The organism is Pseudomonas batumici (genome assembly GCF_036585405.1).
In the GTDB taxonomy this organism is placed as follows: Bacteria; Pseudomonadota; Gammaproteobacteria; order Pseudomonadales; family Pseudomonadaceae; genus Aquipseudomonas; species Aquipseudomonas batumici.
Genome location: NZ_CP144470.1, coordinates 5,711,351 through 5,729,371, shown reverse-complemented (window position 1 = coordinate 5,729,371; position 18,021 = coordinate 5,711,351). Strand labels below are relative to the sequence as shown.

Genomic DNA, 18,021 nt, shown 5'->3' with positions numbered 1-18,021 from the left:
GAGGGTTAGGAGGATTTTGCGTATCGCTAGGACTTTTTTGCGGGCACGGCCAACTAGCGGGTTATTGGCGCCTGCGCCAGGGAAAGGAAAGGCTGGAAACAAGCATAGAGCGTATGGAACTAAGCTCGGTTTTTCTTATCAGCATTCAGTCTGAAAAGTGATATCACATTGGCAATACTCCTTAGTGGAAAAAGCAGTCCGACCTCAGAGCCCAGCACATGACGTCGAGCGTGATCAGGAAACCGTTACTCCTCTGGTTCGATCGGACCCACGATCGCTCCACAAGCGAACTTATCACCCAGTTCGAGCACGCCTGCGACTGCAGGCTGGCGAAAGAATCGGTGTTCTCCGGCAAGGTGCAAGCCGACATGATCTGCATTCATTTCGATCGCCCTGACACACCGGGCCTGAGGATGTTGCTGGAGATCAAACGCACCGCCCCCACCATCCCGATCACCATGTTCACCGTGCAGCACTCCGAAGAACTGGCGGTCTGGGCCATGCGCTCGTGTGTCTGGGAATACCTGGTGCTGCCCCTTTCAAGCGCCGAGAAGAATCGCTACCTGGCCGCTGTCGCCCAGCTCCAGAAGCTGCGCCGCCATGTCAACGACCAACGCAAGACACCGCAGATCGACCATTCCCCGACCCTGCCGGGCAGCATCCGGATGACACCGGGCCACCAGAAACACCAGGCGCTCAGCGATGTACTGCCATACATCGACCAGCATTTTCGGGACAGCATCGACCAGAAGGAACTGGCGAAGCGCTGCGGCATGACCACCTTTCGCTTCAGCCGCCTGTTCAAGGAAGCCTACGGACTCGGCTTCATGGATTACATCCTGAACAAACGCATGAACTACGCCAAGGAACTGCTCGACAACAGTGAGATGCCCATCACCAGCATCGGTTATGAGGCCGGTTTCAAGGACCCCTCCTACTTCGCTCGCGCCTTCAAGCAGTTCGCCAACTGCACACCGAGCGAATACCGTCTGACCCGCCAGCTTGGCGTGCCTGTCGCCTTGGAGCCGACGCAGGACAGTGCAACCGCTGAAATGCTCGAGAGCCTGGTACAGAGTCTCGGCGGTTGAGTCGCCGCCCCCTTGGCCGGAGGGGCAACAAAAACCGCAGAAAGCAAAAGGCCTCATGAAGGGGCGTTCTCAGTGCTGCCGATATCAAGCGTCAACCCGGGCTTGCCGCAGCATCAGCCCATAACGCCAGGCATACAGCGCGAACGCCAGCGCCCAGCACAGGCTGGCTATGCGGCAGCAACTCAGCAATCTCACTCGCCTGTCCTGGTCATGGCCGCAAAAAAGTTTTAGTGATCGGCAAAAAAGTCCTAACCCGTCTGTTGCCCGTTGACTAGGATTCGGACAAGCAGTGAATACAGCAAACTTCCTGATCACATAAGGAAGTCAACAATGATTCCGTGCACGAATAGAGTGGGCTAATGAAGGTTCTCACGGCGAACAGTGACAGGGAGAGAGAACATGATGAATACCAAGTACGAAACCGGTACGACGGTTGTGGAGTTCACACTCGTACTCCCGTTGCTGCTGATACTTCTCTTTGGGATCATCCAGTTTGGCTGGCTGTTCTACAACTACGCCGTGTTAACAAGTGCCGCGTCGACCGGGGCACGCCTATTGGCCACACAACGTGGTTATGCCGCCCCTTACTCAGACACTAAAAACGCGGTACTTTCGGCTGCGGGAGTTATCGCGCCTTTAGCAACCCTGAATAAGGCGTTGACGATCAACATATCCGTGAATGGCGTGTTGTGCCAGAGCGACGCCGCCTGCGCCACCGCTCTGGGCACTGCCAGCCAGGCCCCCGCCGTTGGTACACAAGCCAGTATTTCTCTTAGTTATCTGTTCGCTCCGATACTGGGTAACCCATTAGGCGGCCTCAAGTTAATTGTGCCTTCGAGCTTGAATGCGACAATGTCGGAGCTTGTGCAATAACCGGTAGTGTTTGAGTTGTCACCGCCACACTGGGACACACCTGGCAAAAACGGTGCGACATTTTAGTGATGATGGCATCGGTAACGAACACCCTGCCAAGTTGGAGACGATCATGATGAGAAAGATGCAAAAAGGCATAGCGGTCGTCGAGTTCTCCATCGTGGCCCCATTGCTCATTTTATTATTCATCTGTCTTGCAGAGTTTGGCTGGCTGCTCGTTAACGGCGTGATGCTCATGAATGTCGCGTCGTCAGGCGCACGCTTCTTCGCAAGCCAGCGCGGAACAACCACCCCCTACACGGACACCAAAACACAGATACAGAAATCGGCGGCCTACTTGACCGTAGCGAATCTATCGTACTCGACTTCCGTGGGGAACGCCTCATGCAGCGCTGACGCTACTTGCGCAGCCGATCTGAACAATGCAGTGCTGAATGGGGCCGTCACCAATGCCACGGTAACGGTGACTTATTCCCCTTATAAGCCCCTGCTCGCATGGTCTCTTCCCGGTATTACGAACCTGCTCCCTTCGTCACTGAGCTTCACCGTCGTAGAGCGAGCGCAGTGAACACTCCTTATCAAATCCCTCATCTCAAGGAGTCCACCATCATGTCAAGAATTTCTGACCGGCAGCAGACCATGGGCCACCAACGTGGCTCCGTGATTATCCTGGTAACCCTCTCGATGTCCGTCCTGCTGAGTTTTATCGCCCTGAGCATCGATGCTGGCTACGTTCTCTACAATCAGAAGCGCCTACAGGCCGCCACGGATGCTGCCGCGCTGGCCGGAGCCGCCGACCTTTGGAACAGTCCGTTTGCAACGGCGCAAACGAATGCCGCGGCGTACTCCGCCGGACAGGGGAAGAACACGTTGTCTTCCAACGTCACCGTATCGCCGGCCAGCATCACCGGCCTGCAATTGGTAAATGCTCAGTTGCCCGCAGCCGGAGCCGTCTCGAAATTCAATGGTATCCAGGTCGTACAGCAAGCCACGGTGCCGCTCTACTTTGCCAAAATACTGGGTTTCGCTTCAATGCAAATTACCGCTACCTCGAAGGCTGTAGCCGGCGGCGGAGCCGTGCCAACCAAATACAATGTCATGATTTTGCTCGACACGACAGGATCGATGAATACCACCGATACTAATTGCCTGGGGGCAAATAATAAGCCAATGACCCGACTCCAATGTGCCCAGCAGGCGGCAATCACACTCATAAACAACTTGACGAACGCTGGCGATAACGTTGGTTTGATGACATACCCACCGCTCGCAACAAATACCAACTTTTCGTGCAACTCGAAGCAATCTATAGCCAGCAGCTACTCGGCTGTGGCGCAGGGCGTTGTAACGAGCGGCGCCACCTATCAAGTATCCGGGCTCAGTTCCGGCTTTCTCAAAAACGGCCAAGTCAACACGACTTCAAGCATCGCGCAGGCACTCGGGGCAGGCGGCTGCAGCGGCATCCAGGCAATTGGCGGTTTAGGTACGTATTTTACTCAGGCGATTTTTTCCGCGCAGGCAGCCTTGCTGAGTATGTCGCAATCGCAGTCGCCGCCCGGGCAAAACGTGATCGTCCTGATGAGCGACGGCGACGAATCCTCGTCGCAAAGTCAACTAGGCAACACCTACAAAAGCCAATATGGATCGGAATGCAAGACGAGCGTTACTGCAGCCAATACCGTCAAGCAGACCGGTACGCAGATCTATAGCGTGGCCTATATCGGTGGTGGTTCCACTTCGGCGCCATGCAGTGACGGTAGTAGCGATTTGACGCCTTGCAACACCATGCAACAGATCGCCACAGGCCCCTCCTATTTTTTCTCTGACACTTGCCCGAACGCCGCCGGGGGGAGCGTCAATCTGAATACCGCATTCAAAACCATCTCATACGCGCTGACGAAACCACGATTGATCCCGCCAAATGCGATGTAACGTTCGACTACGGCATTGCCGGCAGGGCTGACTATTCGGCCCCCCCTTTCAGCCGCCGAGAAGAATCGCTACCTGGCGGCTGTAGCCCAGCTCTGCAAGCTGCGCCGCACGGTTAACGACCAGCGCAAGACACCGCAGATCGACCATTCCCCCCGACCCTGCCGGGCAGCATCCGGATGACACCGGGCCACCAGAAACACCAGGCGCTCAGCGATGTGCTGCCGTACATCGACCAGCATCGGTTACGAGGCCGGTTTCAAGGACCCCTCCTACTTCGCTCGCGCCTTCAAGCAGTTCGCCAACTGCACACCGAGCGAATACCGTCTGACCCGCCAGCTTGGCGTGCCTGTCGCCTTGGAGCCGACGCAGGACAGTGCAACCGCTGAAATGCTCGAGAGCCTGGTACAGAGTCTCGGCGGTTGACTCGCCGCCCCTTGGCCGGAGGGGCAACAGAAACCGCAGAAAGCAAAAGGCCCCATGAAAGGGGCCTTCAGAGCGCTCAGTAGCACCGGTATCAAGCGTCAACCCGGGCTTGCAGCAGCATCGGCCCATAGCGCCAGGCGTACAGCGCGAACCCCGACGCCCAGCACAGGCCGGCCAGCCACAACGCCGGCAAGGGAAAGAACAGGATCAACACGACCCGGCTGAGACACCCAAGGTTCAGCAAAATGAACGCCAGGGTCATGCCCGACGGCGGTTCCAGGGCACGACCGGTATGCCCCAGGCTGACCCGCGCGATCATCGCCAGGATCAGCCCCCCATCGCCCCGACCGTCAGGCAATGCAGCGCCAGGCTCGGATTCAGCGGCACGCCGAAATGCCACAGCGCCATCCCGAGACAAGCCACCGCCAGCCAGCCATACGCCAGGTGCAATGACCACAGCAACGGAACACGCCAGAGTGCCCGATCATGCCAGCGAAACAGACGCAGCAGATGCCCCGCTGCCAACACCGCGAACAGCAGGCCAACCCAGGGGTTGGGGGTCAGCGCAGGCCCTGCGGCATAGAGCAGGGCCACCAGCGGCGAGCCCACCAACAGCAGCCGATCCAGCCAGGGCCAAGGGGCAGCGCCCTCGGCCCGGCCGAGACCGCGCTGGGTGAAGAACGGAATGATGCGCCCACCGATCAACCCCATCATGGCCGCCACCAGCCAGATACCGGTCAATACGCCCTGGCGCTGCCAGACTTCATGCCCCTCAACCAGGCCATACAGGGACAGGCCGTCGGCCCCGGTCAGTAGCAGCAACATGATCACAATCGGGTAGTTACGCTTCTGCCGCACCTTCCACAGGGTCATCCCCATGGAAAATGCCACGGCCAGCGGGAATGCCAACTCCAGCAGCGCGAGCAACGGCCACGGCAGATTGGCCAGCCAGGCCAGGCGCGCGCTGAACCACAACAGCGCCAACACCGCCAACGGTGTGCCGCTGACACCGGGACGCCCGGTCCAGGTCTGCACGGCCGTCAGCAGAAAGCCCGCAATAATCGCCAGGGCAAACCCGACCAGCATCTCGTGTCGATGCCAGCCCAGCCAACCGCCGGCCGGCTGCCAGCTGGAAATGCCACCACCGAGGGCGGCCAACCAAAGGGGTATGGCCAGCACCGCCAAGAAGCAGCCGGCGAGGAAAAATAGCCGAAAGGCCAGCTGTAACAGTGGCGGGATCGCCCTGGCCTCACTGCGCTCAAGCACTTGCATAAAGCGACTCCTCTGCCTTGTCGCGGAGCTGACACTCACCGATGAGCGTCGCGGTCAATCCGCAGTGCAATGATCGGGTATTTGCGATCAAAGGCAGTTGTCGCAGATCAAATCGACAAGGCTTGCGCTTGCTGGGACGTCCACGAAGCAAAACAGAGCCTTTTCTTACAACACCAAACTCTGCTTTCCTCCTTGCCCGCCTGTCCGCCAAGCGTTAGGGTTCATTTGTCGCTGTACGTTCAGCGATACAGGATTGGCGTCCTGTGAATACGAGGCGACCCCCAGTTAATCAACTAGTCGGACACCTCAACATGAACGAACACTTCGAACCCACCCGTTTCACCCGCCACAACCGCTTTATCCATGCCCTGCTACTGGAATCACAAGCCTGGTTCAGCCTGACCGACCTTGGCCGCCTGATGGGCCGCCCGCTGGATGAGCGCCTGGCCCGTAAGCTCGACAGTGATCAGCGCCGCATGCTCTGGCTGAATTACCACGGAAAAATCCAGGAAACCCTGATGGTCAGCGAGTCGGGTGTCTATGCCTTGATGGTTCACCACCACATCCCGGAAAACCAAAGCCTGCGGCAATGGCTGACTCATGAAGTCGTTCCTGCATTGAGAAATATCCGGACAAGCATCACCGACCAAGGTCCCAGTCTCAGTTCGCTACACTGGGCAGGTCATTCGCTCAGTCTGCTGCATTGGCAGAATGAGGCGTGGGTCAGGTGGCGAGATATGCCGGGGCTGAAACAGCCGACGGAAACAATGCCGGTCTAGCTGAAACCGGTAAGAAGCCGCATCACCGTAGAGAAATGATGATGCGGCTGGCTTCAAAAGCCCAGCCTCTTTGAATAGCGCACTAGCATGGGGTGCTAGGGGTCAAGTTGTCCCCGCAAGACCTGCCAGGGGCATTGCGGGCTAGCGTTTTACTGGAGGTATGTTATGACGAGCAAGATCATTGAATCCCTACGCGACGACTTGGCCGTGCTACATGAAGCGGGTGTGATCTGCGAGGTGACGATGCACGAATTCGACACAACTGCCCGCCGCCAGTGCGGGAGTTCAATGCTGCCGAGATGGACAGCCCAGCGCTCGACGACTAAAGTAGCGTTAGGTATTACCTTTCGCTACAGGAGCCCCCGCATGGCAACGGCAACCTCCATCAAGCTCGATGATGAACTGAAAGGGCGCGTGCAACATCTGGCCGAGGCTCGCCGCCGTACCTCGCACTGGATCATGCGCGAGGCTATCGCGCAATACGTTGAGCGCGAGGAAAAGCGTGAAGCGCTCCGACAGGACACGCTGAAAGCATGGGAAGAGTTTCAAGCCACTGGCCTGCACGCGACGGCCGATGAAGTCGAGAAATGGCTTTCGAGCTGGGGCACTGAAAATGAATTGCCTGCGCCCGTATGCCACAAGTGATCTTCGCTCCCGCCGCCATCCGGGACATTCAACGGCTGCGGGAGTTCCTGCGTCCGAAGAACGCCGACGCCGCCAGTCGGGCAGGCGCATCAATCATGCAGAGCGTGCGGATGCTCGGAACACAGCCACATATTGGCCGCCCGATTGATGATCTTCCCGATGAGTATCGGGAATGGCTGATTGACTTCGGGGACAGCGGCTATGTGGCCCGTTACCGCATCAATGGCGATATCGTCACGATCTTGACTGTTCGGCACCAAAAGGAAGTGGGGTACAAGTGACTCAGCCCCCCATCTTGGCGAGCGCCCACCTCAATCGCCAATAACGGCTTACAAACCACCCCCTGACACAACCTTCATCACCGTTAACTAATCAGATGATCGCTCCCATTCAAAGCCTGGGAGCGACCTTGCTTCGTCAAACCTTGAAATGGCTGACCATCATCTGCAACTGGTTGCCCAACCGTGCCAGCTCGACGCTGGAGGCGGCGGTTTCGTCGCTGGCGGCAGCGGTCTGCTCGGAAACGTCCCGCACGTTGACGATGCTCCGGCTGATCTCGTCGGCGACGGCGCTCTGTTGCTCGGCCGCGGCGGCGATCTGCTGATTCATCGACTGGATGTTCGACACCGTGCGGGTGATATTGCCCAGTGACACACCGGCCTTGCGCGTCAGTTCGACGCTGTTATCGGTCAGGCTGCGACTGTTGTTCATGACGTTGGCCACCTGCTCGGTGCCACTTTGCAAACCGGCGACCAGCCCTTCGATCTCCTCGGTGGATTTCTGGGTACGCTGGGCCAGGCTGCGAACTTCGTCGGCGACCACGGCGAAACCACGACCGGCCTCACCGGCACGGGCGGCTTCGATGGCGGCGTTGAGGGCCAACAGGTTGGTCTGCTCGGCCACGGCCTTGATCACGTCCATGACGCTACCGATCTTGTTGCTTTCCTGCTGCAGGAGCGTCATCGCCTCGGTGGAGCGCACCACTTCGGTGGCCAGGCGTTCGATCTGGGCAATGGCCTCGGCAACCACCTTGTCACCTTCACGGGCTTGGCCGTCGGCGTCTACAGCGGCTTGCGAGGCTTGTTCGGCGTTGCGCGCGACTTCCTGCACGGTGGTGGTCATTTCGTGCATGGCGGTGGCGACCTGGTCGGTTTCGACTTTCTGGCTGTTGACCCCGGCGCTGGTCTGTTCGGTCACCGCCGACAGCGCTTCGGCGGCATTGGCGATCTGCGTGACGCTATCGCGAATACCGCTGATCAGCTCGCGCAAGGTCGTGCCCATACGCTGAATGCCTTGTTGCAACACACCCAGTTCGTCACGGCGGGTCACCACCAGGTTATGGGTGAGATCGCCGCCAGCAATGCGTTCGACGACCCCGAGGGTTTCGCGGATCGGTCGGGTGATCTGGCGGGTGATGATGACGGCGGCCAGGATGCCGAACAGCAAGGTGAACAAGGCGCAGCCCAATTGCAGCGTGCGAGTCTGGGCGACTTCGCTGTTGCGGCTGTCTACTTGCCCCTGGTAAAGGGCGTCGCTGATAGCCGATATCTGGCCCACCTGGTCGGCCAGCTCCTTGCCCGTCAGGGTAACCACGTTGCCAGCCGTCTTGAAGTCCAGGAAGGCGGTCCGGTAGTTGCCCAGGGCGGTTTCCAGCTGACGCCATGCATCCGGTTGGGACGAGCTGAAATGTTCGCCAAGCTGTTTCAGGCCATCAACGGTTTCATTGAGTTGGTTCAAGGCCTTCTGCTCGGTATTCGGAGTGCCGTCGGCGATGTAACCGCGAACTTCGAAACGGCTCAGCAGGAACAGTTCCTTGACTTGCGCAATGGCCTGGAAGCGTTCGAAACGCTCCACGTCGCCCGGGGGCATTTGCAGCACGCTGCTACGGATCGCGTCGACCAGCTTGAAGGCCGCTTCGCCGCTGTTGCTGAAGGTTTGGCGTGCACTGTTGCGGACTCGATAGGCGTCATGCATTTTATTCAGAGACTGCTGGAATTTGCCGACGATGACCGCTTGTTCCCGAAGGAGTTTGACAAATCCAGGGTTCTTGAACGTGCTGATCAGTTTTTGCTCCTGGGCGTTGAATGCGTCCAGGTTGAGCTGCACGTTCTGTGCCGCCGTTTCATCGCCATTGGTCAGCATGTACTGCTGGCGAGCCTCGCGTACTTTGGTCAGCAGCGCGTTTAACAAGGTGACATCGCCCATGCGGTCGCTGCGCCAAACCAAGCTGTCCAGGCTGGTCCAGCCGGTCAGTGCAAGGACAGAGGTCAGTGCCAATACCAGGCCGAAGCCCAGGGCCAGCTTGAGGTTGACGCTGATATTGCCGAGCCATTTACTCATTCCATTTCCCCACAAGGCATTCTGTTCTTCGTGTTCAGGTGACAGGGAAACTGTTCCCGGGGACCCTTGGTGGCTTCTCATGGCAGTTATCGGCGCAATATTTTTTTGCTGAAATGTTTCTGTTTGTTTCTTTCGATCTTATCCACATCTGTTTGGTGGCGATAGGAGCGGCTGTTACTTTCCCCAGGCATTCGGCCAGCCTGTTGCATTGGCAGGATGAGGCGTGGGTCAAGTGGCAAGACATGCCGCTCTGATACCCAATAAAAATAATAAATTTCAACTACTTACATAGTTGATGCGCGGGTTTGCGCCTTATCTTGGAGCGTCTCCTATACTCATTCGCTCCGACAGGTTCGATGCAAACATTCGAACGCCGTCGCAACAGCAGTCAGCTGTGCTGATAGCTTCCCTCCCAGTCACTGCAAGGAGATCGAACATGGCAATCCGCATTGGCGATGAAGCACCGGATTTCACCGCCGAAAGCACCGAAGGTCCGCTCCACTTCCACGAGTGGATTGGCGACAAGTGGGCCATCCTGTTCTCGCACCCGAAGGATTTCACCCCTGTCTGTACCACCGAACTCGGTTATATGGCCGGACTCAAGCCGGAGTTCGACAAACGTAACACCAAGATAGTCGGGCTCAGCGTCGACCCGGTCAGTGACCACCTGGCCTGGCTCGGTGACATCAAGGAAACCCAGGGCCATGCGGTCAACTATCCCATGATCGGCGACGAGAACCTGGTCGTGGCGAAGCTCTACGACATGATTCACCCGAATGCCTCTGGCGGCGCACGCACCGCCGTGGACAACGCCACGGTGCGTTCGGTGTTCATCGTCGGCCCGGACAAGAAAGTCAAGGCGATGCTGATCTACCCAATGAGTGCCGGACGCAACTTCGACGAAGTGTTGCGCCTGCTCGACTCCCTGCAATTGAACGCCAAGCACACCGTCGCCACCCCAGTGAACTGGCGTCCGGGTGAGGACGTCATCATCCCCACTTCGGTGTCCGACGAGGACGCCAGGAAGAAATACCCGCAGGGCTTCAAGACGTTGAAGCCTTATTTGCGCACCGTGGCTCAGCCGAAGTAACAACAATCCGCAAGGGCTCGATCAATTTGGAGAAAGATGATGGATCCGGGAGCGACGCTACGCTCGATCCCGGACCTGAAATCCCATGAGATCAGGGCCCTCGGTTTGCCACCCCGCAATAATGTGAAACACCGTCTATAACCCGATGCTAGTCTGATAGATGCGTCATCCGGTCGGCGTAGTTTGTGACTCCATTGGAGTTGCGGGTTGACCATGGGGGGATTGAGCCAACACATTTCGTGGTGGTCGGGGGGATTCGTCGGCACTGTGCCAGTAGGACAGGAACTATGAGTAACCCCCAAACGATTCACCCGATCTGGCTCCGGCTGACCCACTGGGTCAATGTCATCGCTGTGGTCATCCTGGTCATGAGCGGTTGGCGAATCTATAACGCCTCGCCGATTTTTTCCTTTCAGATTCCCGCCGGGATCACCTTGGGTGGTTGGTTGGCGGGGGCACTCCTCTGGCATTTTGCGGCGATGTGGATACTGTTCATCAACGGTATCGTTTACCTGCTGCTCAATATTTTCTCCGGCCGCATCGCCTACAAGTTTTTCCCCATACGCCCCACCGACGTCTTTCATGATTTCCTGGCGGCTCTCAGGGGCAAGCTCGCCCATGCGGACTTGCGGCAATACAACGCCCTGCAAAAGCTCGCCTACCTGTTTGTCGTGCTCGATCTTGTTGTGCTCGTCCTGTCGGGCCTGGTGATCTGGAAGTCAGTTCAGTTTCCTTTGCTGAGGGAACTGATGGGCGGTTATGACTCAGCACGCATCGTGCATTTTGTCTGCATGGCCCTGCTGGTCGCTTTTACCGTGGTGCATCTGGTGATGGTGGCCCTCGTGCCGCGCACCCTGATTGCCATGCTGCGTGGGCACTGACTCATGAACAGAAAGAGTGGCAAAGACAAAATGGATGAACCCGCCATCATCCAGTCGGTGGCGCAGGAGCTTGATCTCCCTGCCCGCAGACAGTTTCTGCGCTATGCCTGGACGCTGGGCGGGATTGCCTTGCTGACGGGCTGTCGTGTTGATGACAGCGACTCCGTGGAGTCCATGCTGAGAAGGGTGTCGCGCTTCAACGACAAGGTTCAGGCGGCGCTATTCGACCCGAGCAGACTGGCACCGACTTATCCTGAGTCGATGATGACGCGGCCATTTCCCTTCAACGCCTATTACGACCGCAACGGCATTCCGGACATCGACGGTGATGATTTCAAACTCACGGTCGGCGGTCTGGTCCAGGATAAACACAGCTGGACCCTTGCCGAATTGAACCAGCTGCCGCACACCAGCCAGGTCACGCGGCTGATTTGCGTGGAGGGCTGGAGCGCCATTGGTAAATGGGGTGGGGTGACCTTTTCGACCTTTCTGCAACGTGTGGGCGCCGATACCAGCGCCAAATATGTAGGGCTGAAATGCGCCGATGATTATTACACCAGCATTGACATGCCCACGGCGTTGCATGCGCAAACGCTGCTGACCCTGAGTTATGACGATCAGGTATTGCCGCCGGAATACGGTTACCCCCTACGGCTGCGTATGCCGACCAAATTAGGCTTCAAGAACCCCAAGCATGTGGTGGAGATCTTTGTGACCAATGACTATCCCGGTGGCTATTGGGAGGATCAGGGTTACAACTGGTTCAGTGGCAGTTGAGCAATCGGCTGTCCTGAAAAACGGCGTATTGCCGCTGTCGTTAACGCGAACTACACAGGAGTAGTGACATGAAGAAGCTGATTGTTACGGCGGTTGCCGCCGTTGTTCTGGGGCTGGCCGCTGCCCCACTGTTTGCAGCTGAAACCGGGACAGGTGATATGTCGAAGGATCAGATGGCCAAGCCTGCGATGCAAAAGGATGAAATGAAAAAAGATGAAATGAAAGGCACCGCAGCGAAGAAAGCGCACCACTACAAGACCAAAGGCAACAAGGCGAAGAGTGACGCCATGAAAAAAGACAGCATGGATAAAGGTGGCGCCATGAAGAGCGATGGTATGGAAAAAAAGGACGACATGAGCAATGACACGATGAAGAAGTATTGAGACGCCCGGTCGCTTCAGCAGTGGATCGCGTGTGCTCCCGCCGGGGACATTCCAGGAGCATCGGCACCGACTGATTGACAGACGATCCAGAAAAGTCGTCTGCCAATCACTCGAGGGCTCAAGCTATGAAAACGACTGTTGGCGTGCCTAGGTGTTCCCACCTGTGCAATGGCTTTCCAGGTCCTGCCTTCGTCTTGCTTGGTGGTCGAGCCGTGGGAGAGGCCACGCCTGATCGATGACTACTCATTACAAAATCCGCATATACAATTTCTCAAATATAACCGACACAAAACCTGACCACTCTCCAGGACCCTCCTCATTTCATGGGTGTTTCAGTGAGACCGTTCGGCGCAATCCGATGCCCTCATCGAACAAATCCGCCCTTGATGCTTTACCTTATATTCGAAAAATCATATATTCGAAAAATCGCATATGAGCCAAGACCTCATTATGACCACCACAGCAATGACCGACCACCTGACCCCCACCACCGTTTTCAAATGCCTGGCCGACGACAATCGGGTTCGCATGATGCTGCTGGTCACCCGTGAGGGTGAACTTTGCGTCTGCGAACTGACCTGCGCGCTCAACGAGAGTCAACCCAAGGTATCCCGGAACTTGGCCCAACTGCGTAACTGCGGCTTGCTGGCGGATCGTCGGCAAGGCCAATGGGTCTACTACCGACTTCACCCGAACCTGCCTGATTGGGTGCATGGCGTTCTGACCACCGTTCTGGAGGCCAACAAGCATTGGTTGAGCCCAGATGCCAAACGCCTTGATGAAATGGGCGACCGCCCCGAACGCGTCGCTGCCTGCTGCTGAACCCTAACCGCCTGAGGTTGGTTTATGAGAGAAAGTCCGATGAAGATACTGTTCCTCTGCACGGCCAATAGTTGCCGCAGCATTCTCTGTGAAGCGGCCTTCAACCATTTGGCCCCTGCAGGCATGAAAGCCTACAGCGCGGGCAGCCAGCCCAAAGGCGAAGTGCATCCACTAGCCCTGAAAACGTTGGAAAAGACAGGCATCTCAACGGTTGGACTGTTCAGCAAGTCCAGCGACGCGCATGAACACCTTGCTCCCGACTTCGTCATTACCGTCTGCGATAAAGCCGCGGGTGAAGCCTGCCCGGTGTTCTTCGCCCCCTCGGTCAAGGGGCACTGGGGCTTGGCTGACCCATCGGACTTTCATGGCACACCAGAAGAAGTCCAGGCCGCATTTGATGTGACCCTGGAGCAAATCACCCGGCGACTGGAAGCGTTCCTGGCTTTACCCCTTTCCACGTTGGGTGCCGAGCAGCTCAAGGCCGAGCTGGCTCTGATCGGCACGCTTTAACAGCAGGAAATAGGTCATGAGTAAAAGCCGCCTTTCCTTCCTGGACCGCTACCTGACCCTGTGGATCTTTTTGGCCATGGCGTTCGGTATCGGACTGGGTAGCCTGTTCGAAGGCTGGCCGAGGTGGCTCAACAGTCTTTCTGTAGGCACTACCAACATTCCAATCGCCATCGGCCTGATCGTGATGATGTATCCGCCCTTGGCCAAGGTTCGCTATGAGGAACTGCCGGAGGTCTTCAAAGACAAGCGCATCCTCACTTTGTCCCTGATCCAGAACTGGGTTATCGGACCAATATTGATGTTCGCGTTGGCGATCATCTTCCTTCGGGACCAGCCGGAGTACATGACAGGGCTGATCCTGATCGGCCTGGCTCGCTGCATTGCGATGGTGCTGGTGTGGAATCAAATCGCAGGCGGAAACAACCAATATGTCGCAGGGTTGGTGGCGTTTAACAGCATCTTCCAGATCCTGTTTTTCAGCCTGTATGCCTGGGTGTTCCTTGGCCTCCTACCGCCACTGTTCGGGCTGGAAGGTAGCGTCATCGAGACCAGCTTCATCAGCATTGCCGAATCGGTCCTGATCTACCTGGGTGTGCCGTTTCTGGCCGGTTTCCTGACCCGCAAGATCCTGATCGCGCGTAAAGGAAGCGCTTGGTATCAAGCGCACTTCATCCCAAAAATCAGCCCTCTAACGCTGGTTGCATTGCTGCTGACTATCGTCGCTATGTTCAGTCTCAAGGGTGGCAAGGTGCTGCAACTGCCGCTGGACGTACTGCGCATTGCGATCCCCCTGACGATCTACTTCGTCGTGATGTTCTTCTTCAGTTTCTGGATGGGCAGGCTGCTCAAGGCGGACTATCCACGTACCACGGCTCTGGCGTTCACCGCCGCGAGTAACAACTTCGAACTCGCCATTGCGGTCGCCATCGCCACCTTCGGTCTGGCCTCGCCTGTCGCTTTCGCGACGGTGATTGGCCCTCTTGTGGAAGTGCCGGTGCTGATTTCCCTGGTCGGTGTCGCCTTTTGGCTGAAGCGCCGCTGGTTCGACGATTCCAAGAGCGCCATGGCGCAGGACAACGACTATGTACGATGACCCCATCCCCCAACTCGATGCCGAACTGGTCGATCTCCCATCGACTGACAAGCTCGGCATCGAACAAATATCCACCCACAAACCGCGCATTTTGCTGCTGTACGGATCGACTCGTGAGCAGTCCTTCAGTCGGCTGCTGGTCGAAGAAGCGGCTCGGCTGCTGGAGCACTTCGGCGCTGAGGCGCGGGTTTTCAACCCGTCAGGTTTACCACTTCCAGATGACGCCCCCGCCGATCACCCTCGGGTTCAGGAACTGCGCGAGCTGATGCAGTGGTCCGAGGGACAGGTCTGGTGCTCCCCGGAACGTCACGGCTCGATGAGCGCGGTCTTCAAGGCGCAGATCGACTGGGTGCCTTTGGCCATGGGCGCCGTGCGCCCGACCCAAGGTAAAACGCTTGCCGTCATGCAGGTGTGCGGCGGCTCGCAGTCGTTCAACGTGGTCAATCAGCTGCGAGTGCTGGGGCGCTGGATGCGTATGTTCACCATCCCCAACCAATCCTCCGTACCGAAGGCCTATATGGAGTTCGACGACAACGGTCGGATGAAGCCCTCTCCTTTCTACGACCGGGTCGTTGATGTGATGGAGGAGTTGGTGAAATTCACGCTGCTGCTGCGCGACCGTCAGGACTATCTGGTTAATCGCTACTCCGAGCGCAAGGAGTCGGCGGAAGAACTCATGAAACGTGTCAATCAGCGCTCCATCTGAGGAGTTTTTTACCGTGCAACAACACCCCTAGTCCGTACTCCCCCTGGCACTGCTCAAAGACCCATTGATCTTCACAGCGTACCCGGCATCCAACCCATATCGAATACATCGGCCAGTTCGACACCCAGTCGAACTCCCACTGACAACAGATACAGAGCACAACACCATGACTATCAAAGTTGGCATCAATGGCTTCGGTCGGATCGGCCGCCTCGCACTGCGAGCGGCCTGGAGCTGGCCAGAATTCGAGTTCGTGCAGATCAACGATCCGGTAGGTGACGCCGCGACCCATGCGCACTTGCTGAACTTCGACTCGGTGCACGGCCGCTGGAATCATCAGGCTGACTCCGAGGACGACAGCATTGTCATCGACGGCAAGCGAATCAAGGTGACAGCCAACAAGGCGATTGCCGACACCGACTGGTCGGGCTGCGATCTGGTGATAGAGGCCAGCGGCAAGATGAAGACCGTCGCAGTGCTTCAGGCTTATCTCAACCAGGGCGTTAAACGCGTGGTAGTCAGCGCTCCGGTGAAGGAAAAAGGCGCTCTGAACATCGTCATGGGCGTCAACCATCAGTTGTTCAATGCTGCGGAACATCGCATCGTCACCGCTGCGTCATGCACCACCAACTGTCTGGCGCCCGTAGTTAAAGTGATCCACGAGAAACTGGGCATTCGCCACGGTTCGATCACCACCATCCACGACCTGACCAACACCCAAAGCATCCTCGATCAACCGCACAAGGATCTGCGTCGTGCACGGGCTTCGGGCATGAGCCTGATCCCCACCAGCACCGGCTCGGCCACCGCCATTGCAGAAATATTCCCAGAGCTGCGCGGCCGCCTGAATGGACACGCCGTGCGTGTACCGCTGGCCAACGCTTCGCTGACCGACTGTGTCTTCGAAGTCGAACGCGCCACGACCGTCGAGGAAGTGAACCAGTTCCTGAAGGATGCTGCGCAAAACGAACTGAAAGACATCCTCGGTTTCGAGGAACGCCCGCTGGTGTCCATCGACTACCGTACCGACCCGCGCTCGTCGATCATCGATGCGCTGTCGACCATGGTCATCAATGGCACCCAGGTCAAACTCTATGCCTGGTATGACAACGAATGGGGCTATGCCAACCGCACCGTCGAACTGGCCAGAATGGTCGGGTTGGCAGTCTGAGGAGCGGTCATGAAAGCGTTGTCAGCCCTCGCTCCGGAAGTGCGGCAGTACCTGCTCGTGACGGGCAATTACTGGGCCTTCACCCTCACCGACGGCGCCTTGCGCATGTTGGTGGTGCTGCATTTCAACGAGCTGGGCTACAGCCCATTTCAAATCGCGGCGTTGTTTCTGTTTTACGAATTCTTTGGCGTGGTCACCAACCTCGTCGGCGGCTACCTCGGCGCTCGGTTGGGTCTGAACCGAACCATGAACATCGGTCTGGGCATGCAGGTCGTGGCGTTGCTGATGCTGGCAGTGCCCTCGGCCTGGCTGACCATTCCTTGGGTAATGGGCGCCCAGGCGCTTTCAGGGATCGCCAAAGACCTGAACAAGATGAGTGCCAAAAGCTCGATCAAACTCCTGGTGTCCGATGGGCAACAGGGCAAGCTTTACCAATGGATAGCCATCCTCACCGGCTCGAAGAACGCACTCAAGGGTGTCGGTTTCTTTCTCGGTGGGACCTTGCTTGCCCTCATGGGGTTCAAAGGTGCGTTGCTGGCCATGGCAGGCGTCCTGGCGCTGATCTGGATCGGCAGCCTGATGCTGCTGAAGAGAGACCTGGGCAAAGCCAAGGCCAAGCCCAAGTTTCGTGAAATCCTTTCCAAGAGCCGGGCGATCAACATTCTCTCAGCCGCACGGATGTTTCTGTTCGGTGCTCGTGATGTCTGGTTCGTGGTGGCCTTGCCGGTCTACCTGAGCAGTGTTTTTGGCTGGGACTTCTGGAAGGTCGGCGGGTTCCTGGCGGCCTGGGTGATCGGCTACGGCATCGTGCAATCGTTCGCTCCGCGCATTACCGGCAAGAAGCGCGGGCATGTTCCAGATGGTCGCGCGGCATTCCTGTGGGCCCTGGCACTGGCGGGATTGCCTGCGGCAATAGCTCTCGGGCTGAACAGCGGACTGTCGCAACAGGGGGTGCTGTTGGGTGGACTGATGCTCTTTGGTGCGCTGTTCGCGGTGAACTCGTCGTTGCACAGCTACCTGATCGTGTCCTATGCCAAGGAAGACGGCGTGTCGCTGGATGTGGGGTTTTACTACATGTCGAACGCCATGGGACGACTGATAGGCACCGTGCTCTCCGGCTGGGTTTATCAGGCGTATGGGCTGGGTGCGTGCCTATGGATATCCAGCACATTCGTGCTGCTCGCCGCACTGATTTCCATAGGGTTACCGAGGCATGCCGAGGCGATTTGAGCGACT

19 protein-coding genes and 2 pseudogenes are annotated in these 18,021 nt (G+C 57.5%); 18 read left to right on the top strand and 3 right to left on the bottom strand.

The genetic code is table 11. From position 1 onward, the window contains the following. Positions 1–218 precede the first annotated feature (218 nt). From NUH87_RS26165 to NUH87_RS31385, 5 genes are all read left to right on the top strand, one after another. A complete protein-coding gene (locus NUH87_RS26165; RefSeq protein WP_338523261.1) occupies positions 219–1,088 on the top strand; it encodes a DNA-binding response regulator in 870 nt (289 codons plus the stop codon). 399 nt (positions 1,089–1,487) lie between these two features. Continuing rightward, on the top strand, positions 1,488–1,961 hold the full coding sequence (locus NUH87_RS26160) for a TadE/TadG family type IV pilus assembly protein (protein WP_338523260.1): 474 nt from the start codon (positions 1,488–1,490) through the stop codon (positions 1,959–1,961). A gap of 112 nt (positions 1,962–2,073) precedes the next feature. Continuing rightward, entirely contained in the window at positions 2,074–2,529 is a 456-nt protein-coding gene (locus NUH87_RS26155) for a TadE family protein (RefSeq protein WP_338523259.1), read from the top strand. 41 nt (positions 2,530–2,570) lie between these two features. Then, entirely contained in the window at positions 2,571–3,893 is a 1,323-nt protein-coding gene (locus NUH87_RS26150; protein WP_338523258.1) for a vWA domain-containing protein, read from the top strand. A 213-nt stretch (positions 3,894–4,106) separates the two neighbouring features. Next, a complete protein-coding gene (locus tag NUH87_RS31385; protein WP_422393884.1) occupies positions 4,107–4,316 on the top strand; it encodes a helix-turn-helix domain-containing protein in 210 nt (69 codons plus the stop codon). A 91-nt stretch (positions 4,317–4,407) separates the two neighbouring features. Here NUH87_RS31385 and NUH87_RS26140 read toward each other — a convergent pair. After that, positions 4,408–5,588, bottom strand: a pseudogene (locus tag NUH87_RS26140) (NnrS family protein). 311 nt (positions 5,589–5,899) lie between these two features. On the opposite strand from NUH87_RS26140, the gene NUH87_RS26135 reads away from it, so the two are divergent. From NUH87_RS26135 to NUH87_RS26120, 3 genes are all read left to right on the top strand, one after another. Continuing rightward, on the top strand, positions 5,900–6,367 hold the full coding sequence (locus tag NUH87_RS26135; RefSeq protein ID WP_338523257.1) for a Bro-N domain-containing protein: 468 nt from the start codon (positions 5,900–5,902) through the stop codon (positions 6,365–6,367). Positions 6,368–6,733: 366 nt separating this feature from the next. Further along, positions 6,734–7,012, top strand: coding sequence for a CopG family ribbon-helix-helix protein (locus NUH87_RS26125; RefSeq protein WP_338523256.1), 279 nt, complete (start codon positions 6,734–6,736; stop codon positions 7,010–7,012). Continuing rightward, a complete protein-coding gene (locus NUH87_RS26120) occupies positions 7,000–7,293 on the top strand; it encodes a type II toxin-antitoxin system RelE/ParE family toxin (RefSeq protein WP_338523255.1) in 294 nt (97 codons plus the stop codon). The genes NUH87_RS26125 and NUH87_RS26120 overlap by 13 nt, the downstream gene beginning before the upstream one ends. A 136-nt stretch (positions 7,294–7,429) precedes the next feature. On the opposite strand, the gene NUH87_RS31380 is transcribed toward NUH87_RS26120, so the two are convergent. Together NUH87_RS31380 and NUH87_RS31375 are read right to left on the bottom strand one after the other, a co-directional pair. Beyond that, entirely contained in the window at positions 7,430–8,134 is a 705-nt protein-coding gene (locus tag NUH87_RS31380) for a methyl-accepting chemotaxis protein (protein ID WP_422393959.1), read from the bottom strand. A gap of 198 nt (positions 8,135–8,332) precedes the next feature. Further along, positions 8,333–9,217, bottom strand: a pseudogene (locus NUH87_RS31375) (methyl-accepting chemotaxis protein); the annotation flags it as partial. A gap of 571 nt (positions 9,218–9,788) precedes the next feature. On the opposite strand from NUH87_RS31375, the gene NUH87_RS26110 reads away from it, so the two are divergent. The 10 genes from NUH87_RS26110 to arsJ all read left to right on the top strand — a co-directional run bounded on the left by NUH87_RS26110 (position 9,789) and on the right by arsJ (position 18,015). Then, on the top strand, positions 9,789–10,442 hold the full coding sequence (locus NUH87_RS26110) for a peroxiredoxin (RefSeq protein WP_338523253.1): 654 nt from the start codon (positions 9,789–9,791) through the stop codon (positions 10,440–10,442). A gap of 287 nt (positions 10,443–10,729) precedes the next feature. Next, the gene (locus NUH87_RS26105) at positions 10,730–11,323 is read left to right on the top strand and encodes a cytochrome b/b6 domain-containing protein (protein WP_040065644.1); all 594 of its coding nucleotides are present in this window, start codon (positions 10,730–10,732) and stop codon (positions 11,321–11,323) included. 3 nt (positions 11,324–11,326) lie between these two features. Then, positions 11,327–12,100, top strand: coding sequence for a molybdopterin-dependent oxidoreductase (locus NUH87_RS26100; protein WP_422393883.1), 774 nt, complete (start codon positions 11,327–11,329; stop codon positions 12,098–12,100). 68 nt (positions 12,101–12,168) lie between these two features. Next, positions 12,169–12,483: a pentapeptide MXKDX repeat protein gene (locus NUH87_RS26095; RefSeq protein WP_040065641.1), complete on the top strand. Its 315-nt coding sequence runs from the start codon at positions 12,169–12,171 to the stop codon at positions 12,481–12,483. Between the two features lie 465 nt (positions 12,484–12,948). Beyond that, positions 12,949–13,305, top strand: coding sequence for a metalloregulator ArsR/SmtB family transcription factor (locus NUH87_RS26090; protein WP_338526944.1), 357 nt, complete (start codon positions 12,949–12,951; stop codon positions 13,303–13,305). A 39-nt stretch (positions 13,306–13,344) separates the two neighbouring features. After that, positions 13,345–13,815 carry an arsenate reductase ArsC gene (locus tag NUH87_RS26085; RefSeq protein WP_338523252.1) on the top strand — a complete coding sequence of 157 codons (471 nt, stop codon included), beginning with the start codon at positions 13,345–13,347 and terminating at the stop codon, positions 13,813–13,815. Positions 13,816–13,831: 16 nt separating this feature from the next. Further along, the gene (gene arsB / locus NUH87_RS26080) at positions 13,832–14,908 is read left to right on the top strand and encodes an ACR3 family arsenite efflux transporter (RefSeq protein ID WP_338523251.1); all 1,077 of its coding nucleotides are present in this window, start codon (positions 13,832–13,834) and stop codon (positions 14,906–14,908) included. Beyond that, positions 14,898–15,614, top strand: a complete 717-nt coding sequence (gene arsH, locus NUH87_RS26075) for an arsenical resistance protein ArsH (RefSeq protein WP_338523250.1) — start codon at positions 14,898–14,900, stop codon at positions 15,612–15,614. Before arsB ends, arsH begins: the two co-directional genes overlap by 11 nt. A 166-nt stretch (positions 15,615–15,780) precedes the next feature. Next, positions 15,781–16,785 carry an ArsJ-associated glyceraldehyde-3-phosphate dehydrogenase gene (locus NUH87_RS26070; RefSeq protein WP_338523249.1) on the top strand — a complete coding sequence of 335 codons (1,005 nt, stop codon included), beginning with the start codon at positions 15,781–15,783 and terminating at the stop codon, positions 16,783–16,785. Between the two features lie 9 nt (positions 16,786–16,794). Next, a complete protein-coding gene (gene arsJ / locus NUH87_RS26065) occupies positions 16,795–18,015 on the top strand; it encodes an organoarsenical effux MFS transporter ArsJ (RefSeq protein WP_338523248.1) in 1,221 nt (406 codons plus the stop codon). Positions 18,016–18,021 lie beyond the last annotated feature (6 nt).